The organism is Hydrogenophaga luteola, from assembly GCF_042648585.1.
Lineage (GTDB): Bacteria > Pseudomonadota > Gammaproteobacteria > Burkholderiales > Burkholderiaceae_C > Hydrogenophaga > Hydrogenophaga luteola.
In genome coordinates this window covers 212,402-228,537 of sequence record NZ_JBHRXX010000002.1, presented here as the reverse complement: position 1 = coordinate 228,537, position 16,136 = coordinate 212,402, and the positions used below count along the sequence as shown (strand labels likewise).

Below are 16,136 nucleotides of genomic sequence, written 5' to 3'. Positions count from 1 at the left end.
GCCTCAAAATCCTGCGGCACCCTGTGGGAACACCAGCATATCTTCCGGTTCCCAGCCCAGCACCAGCGGTGCGCCGACGGAGGTATCCTCGGGCAGCGCCCCGCTGGTGAGCTTGGCCACGACGGTGTTGCCGTTGTCCAGGCGTGCCACCAGCCGAGTGTGGTCGCCGAGGTAGGCCATGTCGGCGACGCGGGCCTGCACGCTCACGCTCAGGTCTTTCGACAAACGAACGCTCTCCGGCCGCACCATAGCGCGGGCACGCAGGCCCGGCAGTAGGCCGTGGCCGGGCAGCGGCACGCGCAAGCCGCCATCGAGCACCAGGCTGGAATCAGTGAGCACACCGTCGAGGCCGTTGTTTTCACCGATGAAGGCTGCGATGTAGGCGGTCGACGGCCGGTCGTAAAGTTCTGCTGGCGGCGCGAGCTGCTCAATGCGGCCGTCGTGGAAGACTGCTACTCGGTCGGACATAGTCAGCGCTTCGCTCTGGTCGTGGGTGACGTAAACCACCGTCACACCGAGCTGACGGTGGATCTGCTTGATCTCGAATTGCATGTGCTCGCGCAAGTTTTTGTCTAGAGCACCCAGTGGCTCGTCCATCAGCACCAATTCCGGTTCGAACACCAGCGCACGCGCCAGCGCTACCCGCTGCTGTTGTCCACCCGAGAGTTGAGCCGGCTTTCGCTCCGCCATGGCGCTGAGTTGCACCAAGTCCAGTGCGCGGCCGACCTTGTCCTTCGTGACGGTCTTGTCATTGCCGCGCATTTTCAGCGGATAGGCCAGATTCTCCGCCACCGTCATGTGCGGGAACAGTGCATAGTTCTGGAACACCATACCGATGCCGCGCTGGTGCGCCGGCACGTCTTGGATGGGTCGGCCGTCCATCATGATCTGCCCGCACGTCGGATTCTCGAAGCCGGCCAGCATCATCAGCGTGGTTGTCTTGCCGGAGCCGGATGCACCCAGCAGCGTCAGGAACTCACCGCGCCGTATCGATAGATTGAGGTCGGGGATCACCAGATGCGCGCCGTCGTAGCTTTTCTGCACGCCGACCATTTCGATCAGATTGTCTTGGTCCATCACGCCACCTCCGCGGTCAGCAGGTTGCGGGCCACCACGTCGTCGAGGGCCAGCTTCAAGGTCGCAACCATGTCCACTACCTGTGCATCGTCAAGGATGTAGGGCGGGCTCAGCGCGATGACATCACCCATGCTTCGCACGATGAGCCCGTGCGAGCGAGTGGCGCGCTCGACCTGGGCCCCCATACCTAGCGTCGCATCGAACGGCATGCGGCCGACCTTGTCGGCAACCAGCTCGATACCAGCGATGAAGCCTGTGCCGCGTATATCTCCGACCAGCGGGTGGTCGGAAAGGCGCCCGAGCTCGCGGTGCAGCACCTCGCCAAGATGGCGCGAGCGAGCGGGCAAGTCCATCTCTTCGTAAATGGCGAGTGCCTCCAGTGCCACAGCTGCGCTAAGCGGATGTCCGGAATAGGTGAAGCCGTGGCCGAAGCCACCGGTCTTTCCGCTGTGACGCTGCAAGGTCTCGAAGACCTCGCCATGAACGATCACGCATGAGATCGGCGCATAGCCCGACGACAGCCCCTTGGCGCAGGCCATCATGTCTGGCGTCATACCGAATGTCTGCGACCCAAACCAGTTCCCGGTGCGGCCGAAGCCGCAGATGATTTCGTCGGCAAGCATCAGGATTCCGTGGCGTTTGAGCACCTGCTGCACCTGCTCGAAATAGCCCGCCGGTGGCACGATGACCCCACCAGCGCCGATGATGGGCTCGGCGATGAAGGCGGCAATAGTGTGTGCGCCCTCTTCGGCGATCCGGTCCTCCAGGTCGCGGACCAGCCGCTCAACGTACGAGATCTCGGACTCGCCTTCGCGCGCATCGCGGTACGGATAGGGACAGGCCACGCGCACAATGCCTTCCAGCGGCAGCCCGAAAGCCGCGTGCATGTTGGTCAGACCCGATAGGCTAGCGCCCATCACTGTCGATCCGTGGAATGCGCGGTCGCGGGCGATGATCTTGCGGCGTGCCGGTTCGCCGCGGGCGATGTGGTAGCTCCAGGCCATCTTGACCATGCTGTCGTTAGCTTCGGAGCCCGAGGTCGCGAAAAACACCCGGGGGTCTGGCATAGGGCTGAGCGACGCCACCTTAGCCGCCAACATCGAAGCGGTGTCGCTCGAGCGGTGGTTGAACGTGTGGTAGTACGGCAGCTTTTTCATCTGAATTGTCGCGGCATCGACCAAGCGTTGGTCGGAAAAGCCAAGCGACGCGCACCACAGCCCCCCCATGCCTTCGAGGTATCGCTTGCCCTGCTCGTCGAACACATAGGGGCCTTCCCCACGCACCATGACCAGCGGGCCCTGCGTTACGTGCGATTGCAGGTTTGTCTGCGAATGCAAGTGATATAGAGCGTCGGCCGAGCCCACACCGGTGAGCGGTTGGCCCGAGGGATAGACACCGTTAAGAGATTTCATGTTGGTCCTTTCGGTCCTTGGGGATTGGGTTCTTAGGGCTGGAAACGGGGGGGCGGGGTCCCGGACATCTGCGCTTTCAAGGGGAGGCCGGTTTCGGGAAACCCCCCGAAAAAACGTTGAACATCGCCTTCGTCAAGTATATGATATATCCTGTATGCAAGATAGGCTTGTATGCGAAATTACCACTTTTTCAACAGACACCCATGAAAAACCAACGTTTCTCCGGCGGCCTGCCAAAGACAGCTGCAACTACTCTCGCGGCCGTCGTATTGCTAGCTGCTACTGGCGCACAGGCTCGGGATCTGACCGTCGTCGGCTTCGGTGGCGCCCTGCAGGAGGCCTTTCGTACGGCCTACTTCGCGCCCTACGCGAAGGCAAAAGGCACCAAGGTCATCGAGGATTCCTATGACGGAGGAATCGCAAAGCAGAAGGCCATGGTCGACAGTGGCAACGTGACCTGGGACCTGGTGCAGATGGATGAAAACGAGATGACCGCTGCCTGTGAGCAGGGCCTACTTGAGCGCATCGACAAAGCCCAGATACCGAACGCCAAGGATGTCGACGCCTCTGCGTTTGCCAAATGCGGCGTGGGTGCCTTCGTGTGGTCGAAGGTGCTGACATACGACAGCGCCAAGTTCGGTGCCAATGGGCCCAAGAACTGGGCTGAGTTTTGGGATACGAAGAAATGGCCGGGCAAGCGCGGCTTGCGCAAGCAACCTCGCATGACACTGGAAATCGCGCTTCTGGCCGACGGCGTGGCGCCGGCTGACGTCTACAAGGTGCTGGCGACCAAAGATGGACAAGACCGTGCGTTCGCCAAGCTCGACAAGCTGAAGGACTCCATAGTTTGGTGGCAAACCGGCGCCCAGCCTCTCGAGTGGCTGAACTCCGGCGTGGTGTCGGTCACCGCAGCTTACAGCGGACGCATCGCCGTGGCCGCCAAACAAGGCAAAAACTTCCCCGTCGTCTGGACGAACCAGCTCTACAGCATGGACTACTGGGTAGTGATCAAGGGGACGCCCAACAAAGCCCAGGCGCTGGATCTGCTGAACTTCTCTTTAGCTGCAGATAACCAGGCCGCCTTCGCCCAAGCCATTCCGTACGGCACACTGAATAAACGTGCGACGCCGCTGATTCCCAAGGCCACCCAGGCCCTGCTGCCGACGACACCCGAGAACCTTAAATCGGCAATCCTGTTGGACACCGCTTTCTGGCTCGACCATGAGACAGAACTGCTGCAACGCTTCACACAGTGGGTCGGCAAGTAGAAGACGACTGGCGGATGGGTTCGCCCATCTGTCCCAGCTCGCATGTCGTGATGCCCTCGCGCACCCCTGGATCGATCTGCTCAAGCTAGCCCTATTCATCGAGGGTCTGGAGCTCGCAGCCGATCGTTGGGGCGATCGATTCGATGGCGTCACACAGCGAAGGATACCCGCCTCGGTGCTCTCGCAATAAGCGAATAGCGCGTTCGCGGACCTCAAGTTGAAGCTGGCTCGACTTCTAGCTCATGGCTCTACCCTCTCAGGAAAGTGAGCCTATTCAAAGCCGGGTCGGTTCAGTGCGAGGACATAAATTCAAGAGCAGCAGCAACGTGAGACAAACATGAAAACATTCAGGGAAAACAATGGAACTGAGGCACCTTCGGTGCTTCTTGGCGGTCGCTCAGGAACTGCACTTCGCTAGAGCTGCTGAGAAGCTTCACATTGAACAGTCGCCACTTTCGAGAGCGATCAAGGAGCTGGAAGAAGACTTGGGAGTACGCCTCTTCGACCGCAATACGCGCAGCACGCGTCTGACGCGTGCGGGTCAGGTCTTCATGGACCACGTGCCGCGCGTGTTCGCAGCGCTGACCCAGGCGCGCGACAGTGTTCGGGCCGTGTCGGCCGGGTATCAGGGGCAGTTGCGCATCGCCTTGTCCGAAGGCATATCGCAGGCCCGGCTCACGGCATTGCTATCGTGTTGTCGTGAGGAAGAACCAGATACGGAAATCCGGCTTTACGAGGTTCCGCTGTCACAGCAGATCAAAGGCCTCGAAGCCGACTTGTACGACGCAGGGTTCTCCCACTCATCGGATGTTGGTGAAGCGCTGCTTGCCATACCAGTGTGGAACGATCCGATGGTCGTGGCCGTACCTACGCGCCACCCCTTGTTGGCACACAAGACGCTGCCTCTGGATGAAGTGCTGCGCTATCCGCTGGTGCTGTGCGACCCCGAAGTGTGCGAGGGCTGCAGCCGCCAGGTGGCGCGCGTACTGCGCGCAACGGATCGCGAACCCATCGTGGCCGAACAGGTCGCCAGCCAAGACCTGATGGTGACCCTGGTAGCAGCAGGCTACGGCCTGGGATTTTCGACCGAGGCACAAGTATCGACCAGCAACCATCCAGAAATCGTCACAAGGCCGTTGGCAGGCCGCACGCCGATGTTGACCACCTACCTGATCCACCGCATCGGTGTCCCGTCTGAGACCTTGCGACGTTTCGTGGAAAGAGCCCGTATCGCTGCGCCCGGCCGGGCGACTGACGACGCGTTGGACATATTGCCAGGGAGTAGCACATGAGAAAGCTTCAAAACTTGACCGCAACCTTGGTGGTCTCCGCCGCAGCCTTGTTGCTTTCGGCCTGCGGCAAGCCGCAGCCCACTGATTCGCTGGAATCGTTGGTGGCCGATCCAGAACGGTTGAAGCTGCTGCGAGAGCAGTGCAAGACCGAGCGCACAAGGCTGGGCGACGAACTTTGTGACCGCGTGGCCGAGGCCACGAAGCGGCGATTTTTCGGGGACGGCAAGGTGCCGTACAACCCACCTAAAGAATCACCCAAGTTCTGAGCGTGAGTTCGCCACCACGCGCGGTGGCGCTCGATTCGCACGCAAGCATGGCGCCCAGCACATCGACGTAGGAAGCCATCACAAGCGGCAGCACGCTGACACTTGCATTCTTGCAGGCCGAGTTGCGAGCCTGCCGATTTCGGACTTTGACCCACCGATAGCCAGCCTTGATCCTCATGCGTGCGACACACCTTCGTGCCGCACGCACGGCCCCGCGTTACAGGCCGCTGGATCGGAGGTCAAGGTGCAGGCTCAGGGCGCAAGCCACCAGGGGGTTCTTTACGGTCAGGTCGCAGCGGTGCTGGGCGTCGTCGTGATCGGCGTGTGGGGTGCGACCCAGTGGACCGCTGCGGCACTGGGCCACCAGGCGCGTCTGGGCACTCCGTGGTTCGAGGCCTTCGGCTCGCCGGTCTACCACCCCTGGCGCCTGTTCGAATGGTGGTTCTTCTTCGACGCCTACGCACCCGATGTCTTCGACGTGGGCGGCGCGATCGCGGGTGGCAGCGGTCTGGCTTCGGTAGGCGTGGCGGTGGGCATGTCGGTCTGGCGCTCGCGGCAGTCACGGCTGGTGACCACCTACGGCACAGCCCGCTGGGCCACCGCCGATGACGTTCGGCATGCCGGGCTGTACCGCCCGTCCGGCGTTTTCCTTGGACGGCATGGCTCGCAGTACCTGCGCCACGACGGGCCAGAACACGTGCTGGCGTTTGCGCCCACACGTTCGGGCAAGGGCGTCGGTCTGGTGGTGCCCACGCTGCTGTCCTGGCCCGGCTCGGCCGTGATCCACGACATTAAGGGCGAGAACTGGCAGCTGACAGCCGGCTGGCGCTCGCGTTTCTCACACTGCCTGCTGTTCAACCCGACGGATGCCCGGTCGGCCGCCTACAACCCGCTGCTGGAAGTGCGGCGTGGCGAGCACGAGGTGCGCGACGTGCAGAACATCGCCGACATCCTGGTGGACCCGGAGGGCGCGCTGGAGCGGCGCAACCACTGGGAGAGGACTTCGCACGCGCTGCTGGTGGGGGCCATCCTGCACGTGCTCTATGCGGGCGAGGACAAGACGCTGCGCGGCGTGGCCAATTTCCTGTCCGATCCGGCCTGCCCTTTCGAGGTGACGCTGCACCGGATGATGACGACGCCTCACCTGACGAACGAGCAAGGCGGCGGCCCGCACCCCGTCGTCGCATCCGCCGCGCGCGAAGTTCTCAACAAGAGCGAGAACGAGCGCTCGGGCGTGCTGTCCACGGCCATGAGCTTCCTGGGCCTGTACCGAGACCCAACGGTGGCGGAAGTCACCTCGCGCTGCGACTGGCGCATCGCCGACCTGATCTCGACCGAGCACCCTGTGTCGCTGTACCTGGTGGTGCCGCCATCGGACATCAGCCGCACCAAGCCGTTGATCCGGCTGATCCTGAATCAGGTTGGACGGCGGCTGACCGAGTCACTGGACGGATCGGACGGCATCGCGCGACGACACAAGCTGCTTCTGATGCTCGACGAGTTCCCGGCACTGGGCCGGCTGGACTTCTTCGAGACCGCGCTGGCCTTCATGGCGGGTTATGGCATCCGCAGCTTCCTGATCGCGCAGAGCCTGAACCAGATCGACAAGGCCTACGGCCAGAACCATTCGATCCTGGACAACTGCCACGTGCGGGTGACCTTCGCCACTAACGACGAACGCACGGCCAAGCGCATTTCCGAGACGCTGGGCACGGCCACCGAGCTGCGCGCCCAGCGCAACTACGCCGGCCACCGGCTGGCGCCATGGCTCGGGCATCTGATGGTCTCGCGGCAGGAGACGGCGCGCCCGCTGCTGACCCCTGGCGAAGTGATGCAGTTGCCGCCCGACGAAGCGGTGGTGATGGTCTCCAGCGTGCCGCCGGTCAAGGCCCGCAAGCTGCGCTACTACGCCGACGCCAACTTCCAGCGCCGCGTATTGCCGTCGCCCGTCCTGATTGCGGGCCCCTACCCCGATGCGCCACCGCTACGGGCAGACAACTGGTACGCACTGGCGGTGCCGATGGCGACCACTGCACTGCGCCCTGCCTTCTTGGCCGGCATGGCTGCCGATGAAGGCGGTCCCCGCCTGCAGCCGGAGCTGACAACAATGACCACGCCGCAACCCGAGCTCGATGCACTGACCAATGACCTGGCGCTGCTCGATGACGACGACGCCCCCCTGCCCCTCCCCAGCCAGCTCGACCCGGCCCTGCAGCGCGCGGCGCGCCTGGCCGCACTCGACCCCGACGACGGCATAGCACCATGAGCCAGTACCGCCTCAACCTGTTCATTCCGCCCGAGCATGCCCGTCGCCTCGAAGAGGTGGCGACCAAGAAAGGCGTATCCAAGTCGTCCATCGTCGCGGCGGCGCTGGCCTCGTGGCTGTCGCCGGACTCGGGCGATCAGCGGGAGGCCGCCGTCGCCAAGCGGCTGGATCGGCTCTCGCGCCAGTTCGAGCGGCTGGAGCGCGACCAGAACATCGAGATCGAGACCCTGGCCCTGTTCATCCGCTACTACCTGACCGTGAGCACACCGGTGCCTGAGGGTCACCAGGATGCAGCCCGCGCACAAGGCAAGGCGCGATTCGAACAATTCGTTGAACAGCTGGGCCGCCATCTGTTGCGCGGTCGCAGCCTGGTGCGCGACGTGATTGAGGAACTTCATCCGCAGGAACAGGGCCTGAACCGGCAACTGGACGAGGCCGCAGAGATGGGCCGCGTGGACCCATCCCCTCCCGAGGATGGTCCAACCCCATGACGACCCCGCCACCCAGCCACGAAAAGACCACGCTAGATCGTCGTGTCCGCATGCTGCGCACGGCCATGGGGCCGATGATCGCGGCCGCGCTCGAAGACCTGGACGTGGTGGAGGTGCTGCTCAACCCCGACGGCACGCTCTGGATCGACCGGCTTTCGACCGGGCGGGCGCCCACGGGTGTGACACTGTCCGCGACCGATGGTGAACGCATCATTCGCCTGGTGGCGGCCCACGTGGGTGCCGAGGTCCACCGGGGCCAGCCGCTGCTCACCGCCGAGCTGCCCGAGACGGGTGAACGCTTCGAAGGTGTACTGCCCCCGGCCGCACCGGGGCCGGCCTTCGCGCTGCGCAAGCGTGCCGTGGGCGTGATCCCGCTGGACCACTACGTGGCCGACGGGATGATGAGCGCAGATCAGGCCGACTTCCTGCGTCGGGCCGTGCAAGAGCGGCAGAACATCCTGATCGCGGGCGGCACCAGCACCGGCAAGACCACACTGGCCAACGCGTTGTTGGCCGAGATCGCCGCCACCGGCGACCGGGTGCTGGTGCTCGAAGACACGATTGAACTGCAGTGCGCCGCGCGCGACCACGTGCCGCTGCGCACACGCGCCGGTGCCGTCTCGATGACCGAGCTGGTGCGCGCCACGATGCGGCTGCGGCCCGACCGCGTGGTGGTGGGCGAGGTACGCGGTGGCGAGGCGCTGGACCTGGTCAAGGTCTGGGGCACCGGCCACCCTGGCGGCATCGCCACCATTCATGCCGGCTCCGCACTCGGAGCGTTGCTGCGGGTGGAGCAACTGATCCTGGAGGTCGCGGTGAACCCACCGCGCGCCCTGATCGCCGAGGCGATCAACGTGGTGGTGTACATCGCCGGTCGCGGACGCAAGCGCCGCATCGAGACGATTGCCCACGTCAAAGGACACGACAGCACCGGTTACCACCTGGTGTCGGTGAACGAGCCATTGCCTGAACTGCCAGCGCCCTCCCCGCCCTCAGCGGTGGACTCCCCTTCCTCAACCCCACCCGGAGATCTTTCATGACCCCTTCGACTGCTCTGCGCTCCTTTGCCCAACCGTTCACCCGCCTGCTGGTGTCCTCGCGAACAGCCAGCCTGCGCCGCTTGAACCGGCTGATGCAGCCCGCCCGTCAGGGCCTGCTCACCGCTGCCGTCATGCTGAGCCTGGCTGGCACGGCCACGGCGGCCGGCTCCAGCATGCCCTGGGAGGGTCCGCTGCAGTCCATCCTGGACTCGATTCAGGGTCCGGTGGCCCGTATCGTGGCCGTGATCATCATCATTGCCACCGGCCTGGCCCTGGCCTTTGGTGACACCTCTGGCGGCTTTCGGAAGCTGATCCAGATCGTCTTCGGCCTGTCGATCGCCTTCGCGGCCTCGTCCTTCTTCCTGAGCTTCTTCAGCTTCTCGGGTGGGGCACTGGTATGAGCAGCGGTGCCGAGCATGCGGCCTCCCTGGCCAGCGGCTTCGAGATTCCGCTGCACCGCTCGCTGACCGAGCCCATCCTGATGGGGGGCGCGCCGCGCACGGTGGCCATCGCCAACGGGACGCTGGCCGCCGCCGTGGGCCTGGGCCTGCAACTGTGGATTCCGGGTGCCGTGCTGTGGATCGTGGGCCATTCGCTGGCGGTCTGGGGTGCGCGGGCCGATCCGCAGTTCATGACGGTTTTTGCCCGGCACCTGAAGCACAAGCCGCTACTGGACGTGTGAGGACGACGCCATGCTCAACCTATCCGAGTACCGGCAACGCCCCGCCCTGCTGGCCGACTGGCTGCCCTGGGCCGGGCTGGTGGCGCCCGGTGTGGTGCTGAACAAGGACGGCTCGTTCCAGCGCACCGCACGCTTCAGAGGCCCTGACCTGGACAGTGCCACGCAGGGCGAACTGGTGTCCACCACCGCGCGCCTGAACAACGCGTTGCGCCGCCTGGGCTCAGGCTGGGCGCTGTACGTGGACGCCGAGCGCCGGCCAGCGGCCGACTACCCGCGTTCGTCCTTTCCGGACGCGCTGTCGTGGCTGGTGGACGAAGAGCGGCGCGCAGCCTTCGAGGAATCGGCCAGCCACTTTGAGAGCCGCTACCACTTCACCCTGCAGTACCTGCCCCCCGAAGAGTCGCGCGCACGAGCCGCCAGCCTGCTCTACGAAAACCGCTCCAGCACCGGTGTGGACTGGCGCGAACGGCTGGCCGCCTTCATCGCCGAGACCGACCGCGTATTCGACCTGCTCGACGGCGTGATGCCGGAGATCGCCTGGCTGCAGGACGCCGACACGTTGAGCTACCTGCATACCACGGTGTCGCCACGCACCTACCCGGTGGCAGTGCCTGAGGTCCCGTTCCACCTGGATGCGTTGTTGGCCGACGCGCCCCTGCTGGGTGGTCTGGCGCCCATGCTGGGTGACGCTCATCTGCGGGTGGCCACGGTGCGCGGGTTCCCCACGTCCACCTGGCCCGGCGTGCTGGACGATCTGAACCGGCTCGGCTTCGGTTACCGCTGGTCCACGCGCTTCCTGTGCATGGACAAGGCAGAGGCCGAGAAGGAGCTGGGCCGGCTGCGCCGGCAGTGGTTCGCCAAGCGCAAGAACGTGCTGGCCCTGCTGCGCGAGACGCTGTTCCAGCAGGAGTCGCCGCTGGTGGACACCGACGCCGGCAACAAGGCCGCCGACGCCGACGCTGCCCTGCAGGAGCTGGGCAGCGACCAGGTGGCCTTTGGCTACGTGACCGCCACCGTCACGGTGCTCGATGCCGACGCGACCGCTGCCGACGAGAAGCTGCGCATGGCCGAGCGCGTGATCCAGGGGCGCGGCTTCGTCACCATCCCGGAGACGCTGAACGCGGTGGAGGCCTGGCTGTCGTCGATCCCGGGCAACGCCTACGCCAACGTACGCCAGCCCATCGTCTCGACACTGAACCTGGCGCACCTGATGCCGGTGTCGGCGGTGTGGGCAGGACCGGAGCGCAACCGGCACCTGGACGGTCCGCCGCTGGTCGTGACCCGCACCGAAGGCTCCACGCCGTTCCGGCTGGTGACCCACGTCGGTGACGTGGGTCATACCCTGGTGGTGGGACCAACCGGCATGGGCAAGTCGGTGCTGCTAGCCTTGCTGGCCCTGCAGTTCCGGCGCTACTCCGGTTCGCGCATCTTCGCTTTCGACATGGGCCGTTCCATGCGCGCCACGGTGCTGGGCCTTGGTGGCGAGCACTACGACCTGGGCAGCGATGGCGACATCGCCTTCCAGCCACTGGCCGGCATCGACCAGGTGGGCTACCGCAGCTGGGCCGCCGAGTGGGTCGAAGGCCGACTGGTGCACGAGGGCGTGGCCATCGGGCCGGACGAGAAGGCCGCGATCTGGTCGGCATTGGGCAGCCTGGCCGGCGCGCCGCGCGAGCAGCGCACGCTCACCGGTCTGTCGGTGCTGCTGCAGTCCAATGCGCTGCGCCAGGCGCTCGCGCCCTACGTGCTGGGCGGCGCCCACGGCAAGCTGCTGGACGCAGACCACGACCGCCTGGGCACGGCCGACGTGCAGTGCTTCGAGATGGAAGAGCTGATGGGCAGCCGTGCGGCGGTGATGGCCGTGCTGGGCTACCTGTTCGTACGCTTCGAGGCGCGCTTCGATGGTGCCCCCACCCTGCTGATGCTGGACGAGTCCTGGCTGTTCCTGGACGACCCGGTGTTCGCGGCTCGCATCCGCCAGTGGCTCAAGACGCTGCGCAAGAAGAACGTGTCGGTGCTGTTCGCCACGCAGAGCCTGGCCGACATCCAGGGCTCAAGCATCGCGCCAGCCATCGTGGAAAGCTGCGCGAGCCGCATCTTCCTGCCGAACCCGCAGGCCACCGAACCACAGGTGCGCTCGATCTACGAAGCCTTCGGCCTGAACCGCCGGCAGATCGAGATCGTGGCCACCGCCGTGCCCAAGCGCGACTACTACTACCAGTCGCGGTTCGGCAACCGCCTGTTCGACCTGGACCTCGGACCCGTGGCCCTGGCCTTCGCCGGCGCATCCACACCGCAAGACCAGCGGCTGATCGACGAGGTACTGGCTTCGCACCCGTCCGATGGCTTCGCCCCTGCCTGGCTGCACCGCCGTGGCCTGGACTGGGCGGCCGATCTTTTTCACCAACACCCCCACCACCAACCCGGGCATGCCCGACCTTCAGGAGAAACGCCATGAGCTTTCAGTTCCCCACCCGCGCCCTCAAGACCCGCCTGACAGCGCTGGCCACCGCCGCCGCGCTGACCCTGGGCGTCATGCAGCCCGCGCACGCACTCTTCGGCGTTGGCGACATCGTTCTGGACCCGGTCAATCTGGTGCAGAACACCATGACCGCCGCGCGCACGCTGGAGCAGATCAACAACCAGATCCGCCAGCTGCAGAACGAGGCGCAGATGCTGATGAACCAGGCGCGCAACCTCGCGAGCCTGCCGTTCAACGTGGTCAACCGCCTGCGCTCGACGCTGGACACGACGCGGCAACTGATTGCCCAGGCCCAGGGCCTGGCCTACCAGGTGTCGAACCTCGACGCCGAGTTCGCCCGCCTCTATCCCGAGCAGTACGCCGCCACCGTGAGCGGCAACCAGATGTTCCAGGACGCGCGCCAGCGCTGGAAGAACACGCTCAACGGCCTGCAGACCGCCATGCAGATGCAGGCCCAGGTGTCGCAGAACCTGAGCCTGGACGAAGGCGTGCTGGCCGACCTGGTCAGCCAGAGCCAGTCGGCCACCGGCGCGCTGCAGGCCATGCAGGCCACCAACCAGCTGCTGGCCCTGCAGGCCAAGCAGTCCATCCAGTCGCAGCAGCTGATGCTGACGCAGGACCGTGCCTCCTCGCTGGAACTGGCCCGGCAGGCCGCCGCCATCGAGCGCGGCCGCGAGGTGACGCGCCGCTTCATCGGCAGTGGCACGGGCTACACGCCGCAGGGCGTGAGCTTCTACGGCCACTGAAACAACGGGAGCCCTGCCATGGACGACGTCGCCGTCATCGACCGCTTCCTGAACACTTTCTCCACCTACATCGACTCGGGTTTCGGGTTGCTGAACGGCGAGGTCGCCTTCCTCACCGCCACGCTGGTGGCCATCGACATGACCCTGGCCGGCCTGTTCTGGGCCATGGGCCATGCCACCGGCCATGGCGAGGACGTGATGGCGAAGCTGATCCGCAAGGTGCTTTACGTGGGTACCTTCGCCTACATCATCGGCAACTTCAACAGCCTGTCGGGCATCGTGTTCCGCTCGTTTGCCGGCCTGGGCCTTCAGGCCAGCGGCTCGGGCATGAGCCTGGCCACCTTCCTGCAGCCGGGCCACCTGGCCAAAGCCGGCATTGATGCGGCGGCCCCGATCCTGAAGCAAATCAGCGACCTGTCCGGCTTTCCGGAGGTGTTCATCAACATCGCGCCCATCGTGGTGCTGTTCCTGGCCTGGCTTACGGTGATCGTGAGCTTCTTCGTGCTGGCCGTGCAGCTCTTCGTGACGCTGCTGGAGTTCAAGCTAACGACGCTGGCTGGCTTCGTTTTGGTGCCCTTCGCCTTGTGGAACAAGACTACCTTCCTGGCCGAGAAGGTGCTGGGCAACGTGGTGTCTTCGGGCATCAAGGTGCTGGTGCTCGCGGTGATCGTGGGCATCGGAACGGGACTGTTCGCCCAGTTCCAGACCGCACCGGCCGAACCCTCCATCGACCACGCGCTGGTGGTGATGCTGGCCTCACTCTCATTGCTGGGACTGGGCATCTTCGGGCCCGGTATCGCGACCGGCCTGGTGTCCGGCGCGCCGCAGCTGGGTGCGGGCGCGGCGGCCGGCACGGCGCTGGGCGCCACGGGTCTGGCGGTGGCAGGTGGCGCTGCCGTGGCGGGTGTCGGAGCGGCCGTGGCCGCCGGCGCACGCATGGCGCCCGGCGCGGCACGGGCCGCGATCGGCAGCGGCGCCTCGGCCGCCCGTTCGGCCAGTGGCCTTGCGGCCGGCGCGAAGTCCGCCTACGAGACCGGCGCTGCCGCGTCCTCTGGTGGTCCGCTGCGCGCCGCCGGAGCTGGCGTTGCCAACGTCGCCCGCACTGGCTCCAGCGCGGTGGGACAAAAACTGGCCGATGGCGCCAAGGCCGTGAAGGACAAGGTCTCGGGCTTCGTGGCGGACGCTGCCGCGCCAGCGGCTGCCAGCGCCGAGTCGGCCGCCACAGCGTCCTCCAGCCCGCCCCCAGCCACCGAGCCCGCCTGGGCGCAGCGCATGCGCCGGCGCCAGCAGATGGGGCACGCCGCCACGACGGCCGCGCACACCCTGCGCGGTGGCGATGGGGGCGGTTCGGGCAGCGGGCCCAGCCTTCGTGATTCGGACTCCTGAGGAGAACCCAGTATGCGATTCAAACGACCGCAGGTGCGCTATGCCGATACGCCGCAGCCTGCCACCCCCTACCAATCGGCCGCGCAGGCCTGGGACGAGCGCATCGGCTCGGCCCGCGTGCAGGCCCACAACTGGCGCCTGATGGCCTTCGGTTGCCTGTCGCTGGCCTTGCTGATGACCGGCGGTCTGGTCTGGCGCTCGGCTCAATCCATCGTGACGCCTTACGTGGTGGAGGTGGATCAGGCAGGTCAGGTGCGCACCGTGGGCGAGGCTGCCTCACCCTACCGCCCCGGCGATGCACAGATTGCGCACCACCTGGCCCGCTTCGTGACGCTGGTGCGTTCGCTGTCCATCGACCCGATCGTGGTGCGGCAGAACTGGCTGGACGCCTACGACTACACGACCGACCGCGGGGCCGCCTTGCTCAACGAATACGCCCGCACCAACGACCCGTTCGTGCGGGTTGGCAAGGAGTCAGTGACGGTGCAGATCACCAGCGTGGTCCGCGCCAGTGACGCTTCGTTCAACGTGCGCTGGACCGAACAGCGCTACGTCAACGGCGCGCCGACCGGCACCGAGCGGTGGACGGCCGTGGTCTCCACCGTGTTGCAGACGCCGCGCACCGAGCAGCGCCTGCGCAAGAACCCTCTGGGCATCTACGTCAACGGCCTGTCCTGGAGCCGCGAACTGGATGCAAACGAAGGAAGCAAACCATGAACACCCCGAACCCGACCCAGCGCCTGCTCTTCAGTGCGATCGCCGTTGCTGCGGCCCTGACGGGTTGCGCGTCGCAAGGCACGCCGCCCCCCGTGATCCCGCTGGACGAGCCAGTGATGGCGCAGCCCCTGCCCGAGCCGCCCGAGCCGGTGGAGGTGGTCGCGATACCGCAGGTGCTGCCCATGCCCTCGCAGATGAAGCCGCTGCCTGCAGCGCAGGACAAGCCGCCGGTGTCCGAGCCCGTGGACGAACGGCTGCGGGTGTCAAGGGCCAACGAAGAGGCCCGGGTCGCGCCGACGCGTGAGGGCTACGTCAATGCGATCCAGGTCTGGCCCTACACCGACGGTGCGCTGTACCAGGTCTACGCAGCGCCGGGCCGCGTGACGGTGATTTCGCTGCAGGCGGGCGAAGAGTTGGTCACGGTGGCAGCCGGCGACACAGTGCGCTGGATCGTGGGCGACACGTCCAGCGGAGCCGGCGATGCACTGCGCGTGAACGTGCTGGTCAAGCCCGTACGCACCGGCCTGAAGACCAACCTGGTGATCACCACCAACCGGCGCACCTACCTGATCGAGCTGACCTCGACCGAGAAGGCTTGGATGGCTTCGGTGTCCTGGGACTATCCCAAGGACCGCATGCTGGCCTTGCAGCGCCAGGCCCAGGCGGCGCAGACAGCGGCGCCGGTGGATGCGGGGCTGTCGCTGGAACGCCTGCGCTTCCGCTACGCGATCAGCGGCAGCACACCGCCCTGGAAGCCCTTGCGGGCCTTTGACGATGGCGAGAAGGTCTACATCCAGTTCCCGGCCGGCATCGCGCAAGGCGAGTTGCCGCCGCTGTTCGTCATCGGCGCGCAGGGCGATGGACAGCTGGTGAACTACCGCTTCCGCTCGCCCTACTACATCGTCGACCGCCTGTTTGGTGCGGCGGAACTGCGGCTGGGCGCCGACAAGGGCGACGTGGTCCGCATCGAGCGAACGGACGGATGGCTGCCGACCGCCCGGAGGAACTGAA

Annotated in this window: 15 protein-coding genes; 13 read left to right on the top strand and 2 right to left on the bottom strand. The window is 65.7% G+C overall.

The genetic code is table 11. The annotated features are described in order from the left end of the window. Window positions 1-3: 3 nt before the first annotated feature. Entirely contained in the window at window positions 4-1,077 is a 1,074-nt protein-coding gene (locus tag ACFOPI_RS04835) for an ABC transporter ATP-binding protein (RefSeq protein ID WP_382171543.1), read from the bottom strand. Beyond that, window positions 1,077-2,489, bottom strand: a complete 1,413-nt coding sequence (locus ACFOPI_RS04830) for an aminotransferase (RefSeq protein ID WP_382171541.1) — start codon at window positions 2,487-2,489, stop codon at window positions 1,077-1,079. The genes ACFOPI_RS04835 and ACFOPI_RS04830 overlap by 1 nt, the downstream gene beginning before the upstream one ends. Window positions 2,490-2,692: 203 nt before the next feature. Here ACFOPI_RS04830 and ACFOPI_RS04825 point away from each other — a divergent pair, with 203 nt between their 5' ends. The 13 genes from ACFOPI_RS04825 (at window position 2,693) to trbG (ending at window position 16,135) form a co-directional block, all read left to right on the top strand. Next, window positions 2,693-3,757, top strand: a complete 1,065-nt coding sequence (locus ACFOPI_RS04825) for an ABC transporter substrate-binding protein (protein ID WP_382171538.1) — start codon at window positions 2,693-2,695, stop codon at window positions 3,755-3,757. Window positions 3,758-4,116: 359 nt separating this feature from the next. Next, the gene (locus ACFOPI_RS04820) at window positions 4,117-5,049 is read left to right on the top strand and encodes a LysR family transcriptional regulator (protein WP_382171535.1); all 933 of its coding nucleotides are present in this window, start codon (window positions 4,117-4,119) and stop codon (window positions 5,047-5,049) included. Further along, complete coding sequence (locus ACFOPI_RS04815; protein ID WP_382171532.1) at window positions 5,046-5,315, top strand: EexN family lipoprotein; 270 nt, start codon at window positions 5,046-5,048, stop codon at window positions 5,313-5,315. The genes ACFOPI_RS04820 and ACFOPI_RS04815 overlap by 4 nt, the downstream gene beginning before the upstream one ends. A gap of 244 nt (window positions 5,316-5,559) precedes the next feature. After that, window positions 5,560-7,581 (top strand): conjugal transfer protein TraG, encoded by a 2,022-nt coding sequence (locus ACFOPI_RS04810; protein ID WP_382171529.1) that lies wholly within the window; start codon window positions 5,560-5,562, stop codon window positions 7,579-7,581. Further along, complete coding sequence (locus ACFOPI_RS04805; protein WP_382171526.1) at window positions 7,578-8,072, top strand: CopG family transcriptional regulator; 495 nt, start codon at window positions 7,578-7,580, stop codon at window positions 8,070-8,072. The genes ACFOPI_RS04810 and ACFOPI_RS04805 overlap by 4 nt, the downstream gene beginning before the upstream one ends. Then, entirely contained in the window at window positions 8,069-9,112 is a 1,044-nt protein-coding gene (gene trbB / locus ACFOPI_RS04800; protein WP_382171524.1) for a P-type conjugative transfer ATPase TrbB, read from the top strand. The genes ACFOPI_RS04805 and trbB overlap by 4 nt, the downstream gene beginning before the upstream one ends. A gap of 92 nt (window positions 9,113-9,204) precedes the next feature. Continuing rightward, entirely contained in the window at window positions 9,205-9,513 is a 309-nt protein-coding gene (locus tag ACFOPI_RS04795; RefSeq protein WP_449272017.1) for a TrbC/VirB2 family protein, read from the top strand. Then, window positions 9,510-9,794, top strand: coding sequence for a VirB3 family type IV secretion system protein (locus tag ACFOPI_RS04790; protein WP_382171520.1), 285 nt, complete (start codon window positions 9,510-9,512; stop codon window positions 9,792-9,794). The genes ACFOPI_RS04795 and ACFOPI_RS04790 overlap by 4 nt, the downstream gene beginning before the upstream one ends. Before the next feature lie 10 nt (window positions 9,795-9,804). Continuing rightward, entirely contained in the window at window positions 9,805-12,252 is a 2,448-nt protein-coding gene (gene trbE / locus ACFOPI_RS04785) for a conjugal transfer protein TrbE (protein ID WP_382171517.1), read from the top strand. After that, window positions 12,249-13,022 (top strand): P-type conjugative transfer protein TrbJ, encoded by a 774-nt coding sequence (trbJ, locus tag ACFOPI_RS04780; RefSeq protein WP_382171515.1) that lies wholly within the window; start codon window positions 12,249-12,251, stop codon window positions 13,020-13,022. Before trbE ends, trbJ begins: the two co-directional genes overlap by 4 nt. Before the next feature lie 18 nt (window positions 13,023-13,040). Then, window positions 13,041-14,408: a P-type conjugative transfer protein TrbL gene (gene trbL, locus ACFOPI_RS04775; RefSeq protein ID WP_382171512.1), complete on the top strand. Its 1,368-nt coding sequence runs from the start codon at window positions 13,041-13,043 to the stop codon at window positions 14,406-14,408. Between the two features lie 12 nt (window positions 14,409-14,420). Further along, window positions 14,421-15,125, top strand: coding sequence for a conjugal transfer protein TrbF (trbF, locus tag ACFOPI_RS04770; RefSeq protein ID WP_382171510.1), 705 nt, complete (start codon window positions 14,421-14,423; stop codon window positions 15,123-15,125). Next, window positions 15,122-16,135 carry a P-type conjugative transfer protein TrbG gene (trbG, locus tag ACFOPI_RS04765; RefSeq protein ID WP_382171507.1) on the top strand — a complete coding sequence of 338 codons (1,014 nt, stop codon included), beginning with the start codon at window positions 15,122-15,124 and terminating at the stop codon, window positions 16,133-16,135. Before trbF ends, trbG begins: the two co-directional genes overlap by 4 nt. Window position 16,136: the final 1 nt, after the last annotated feature.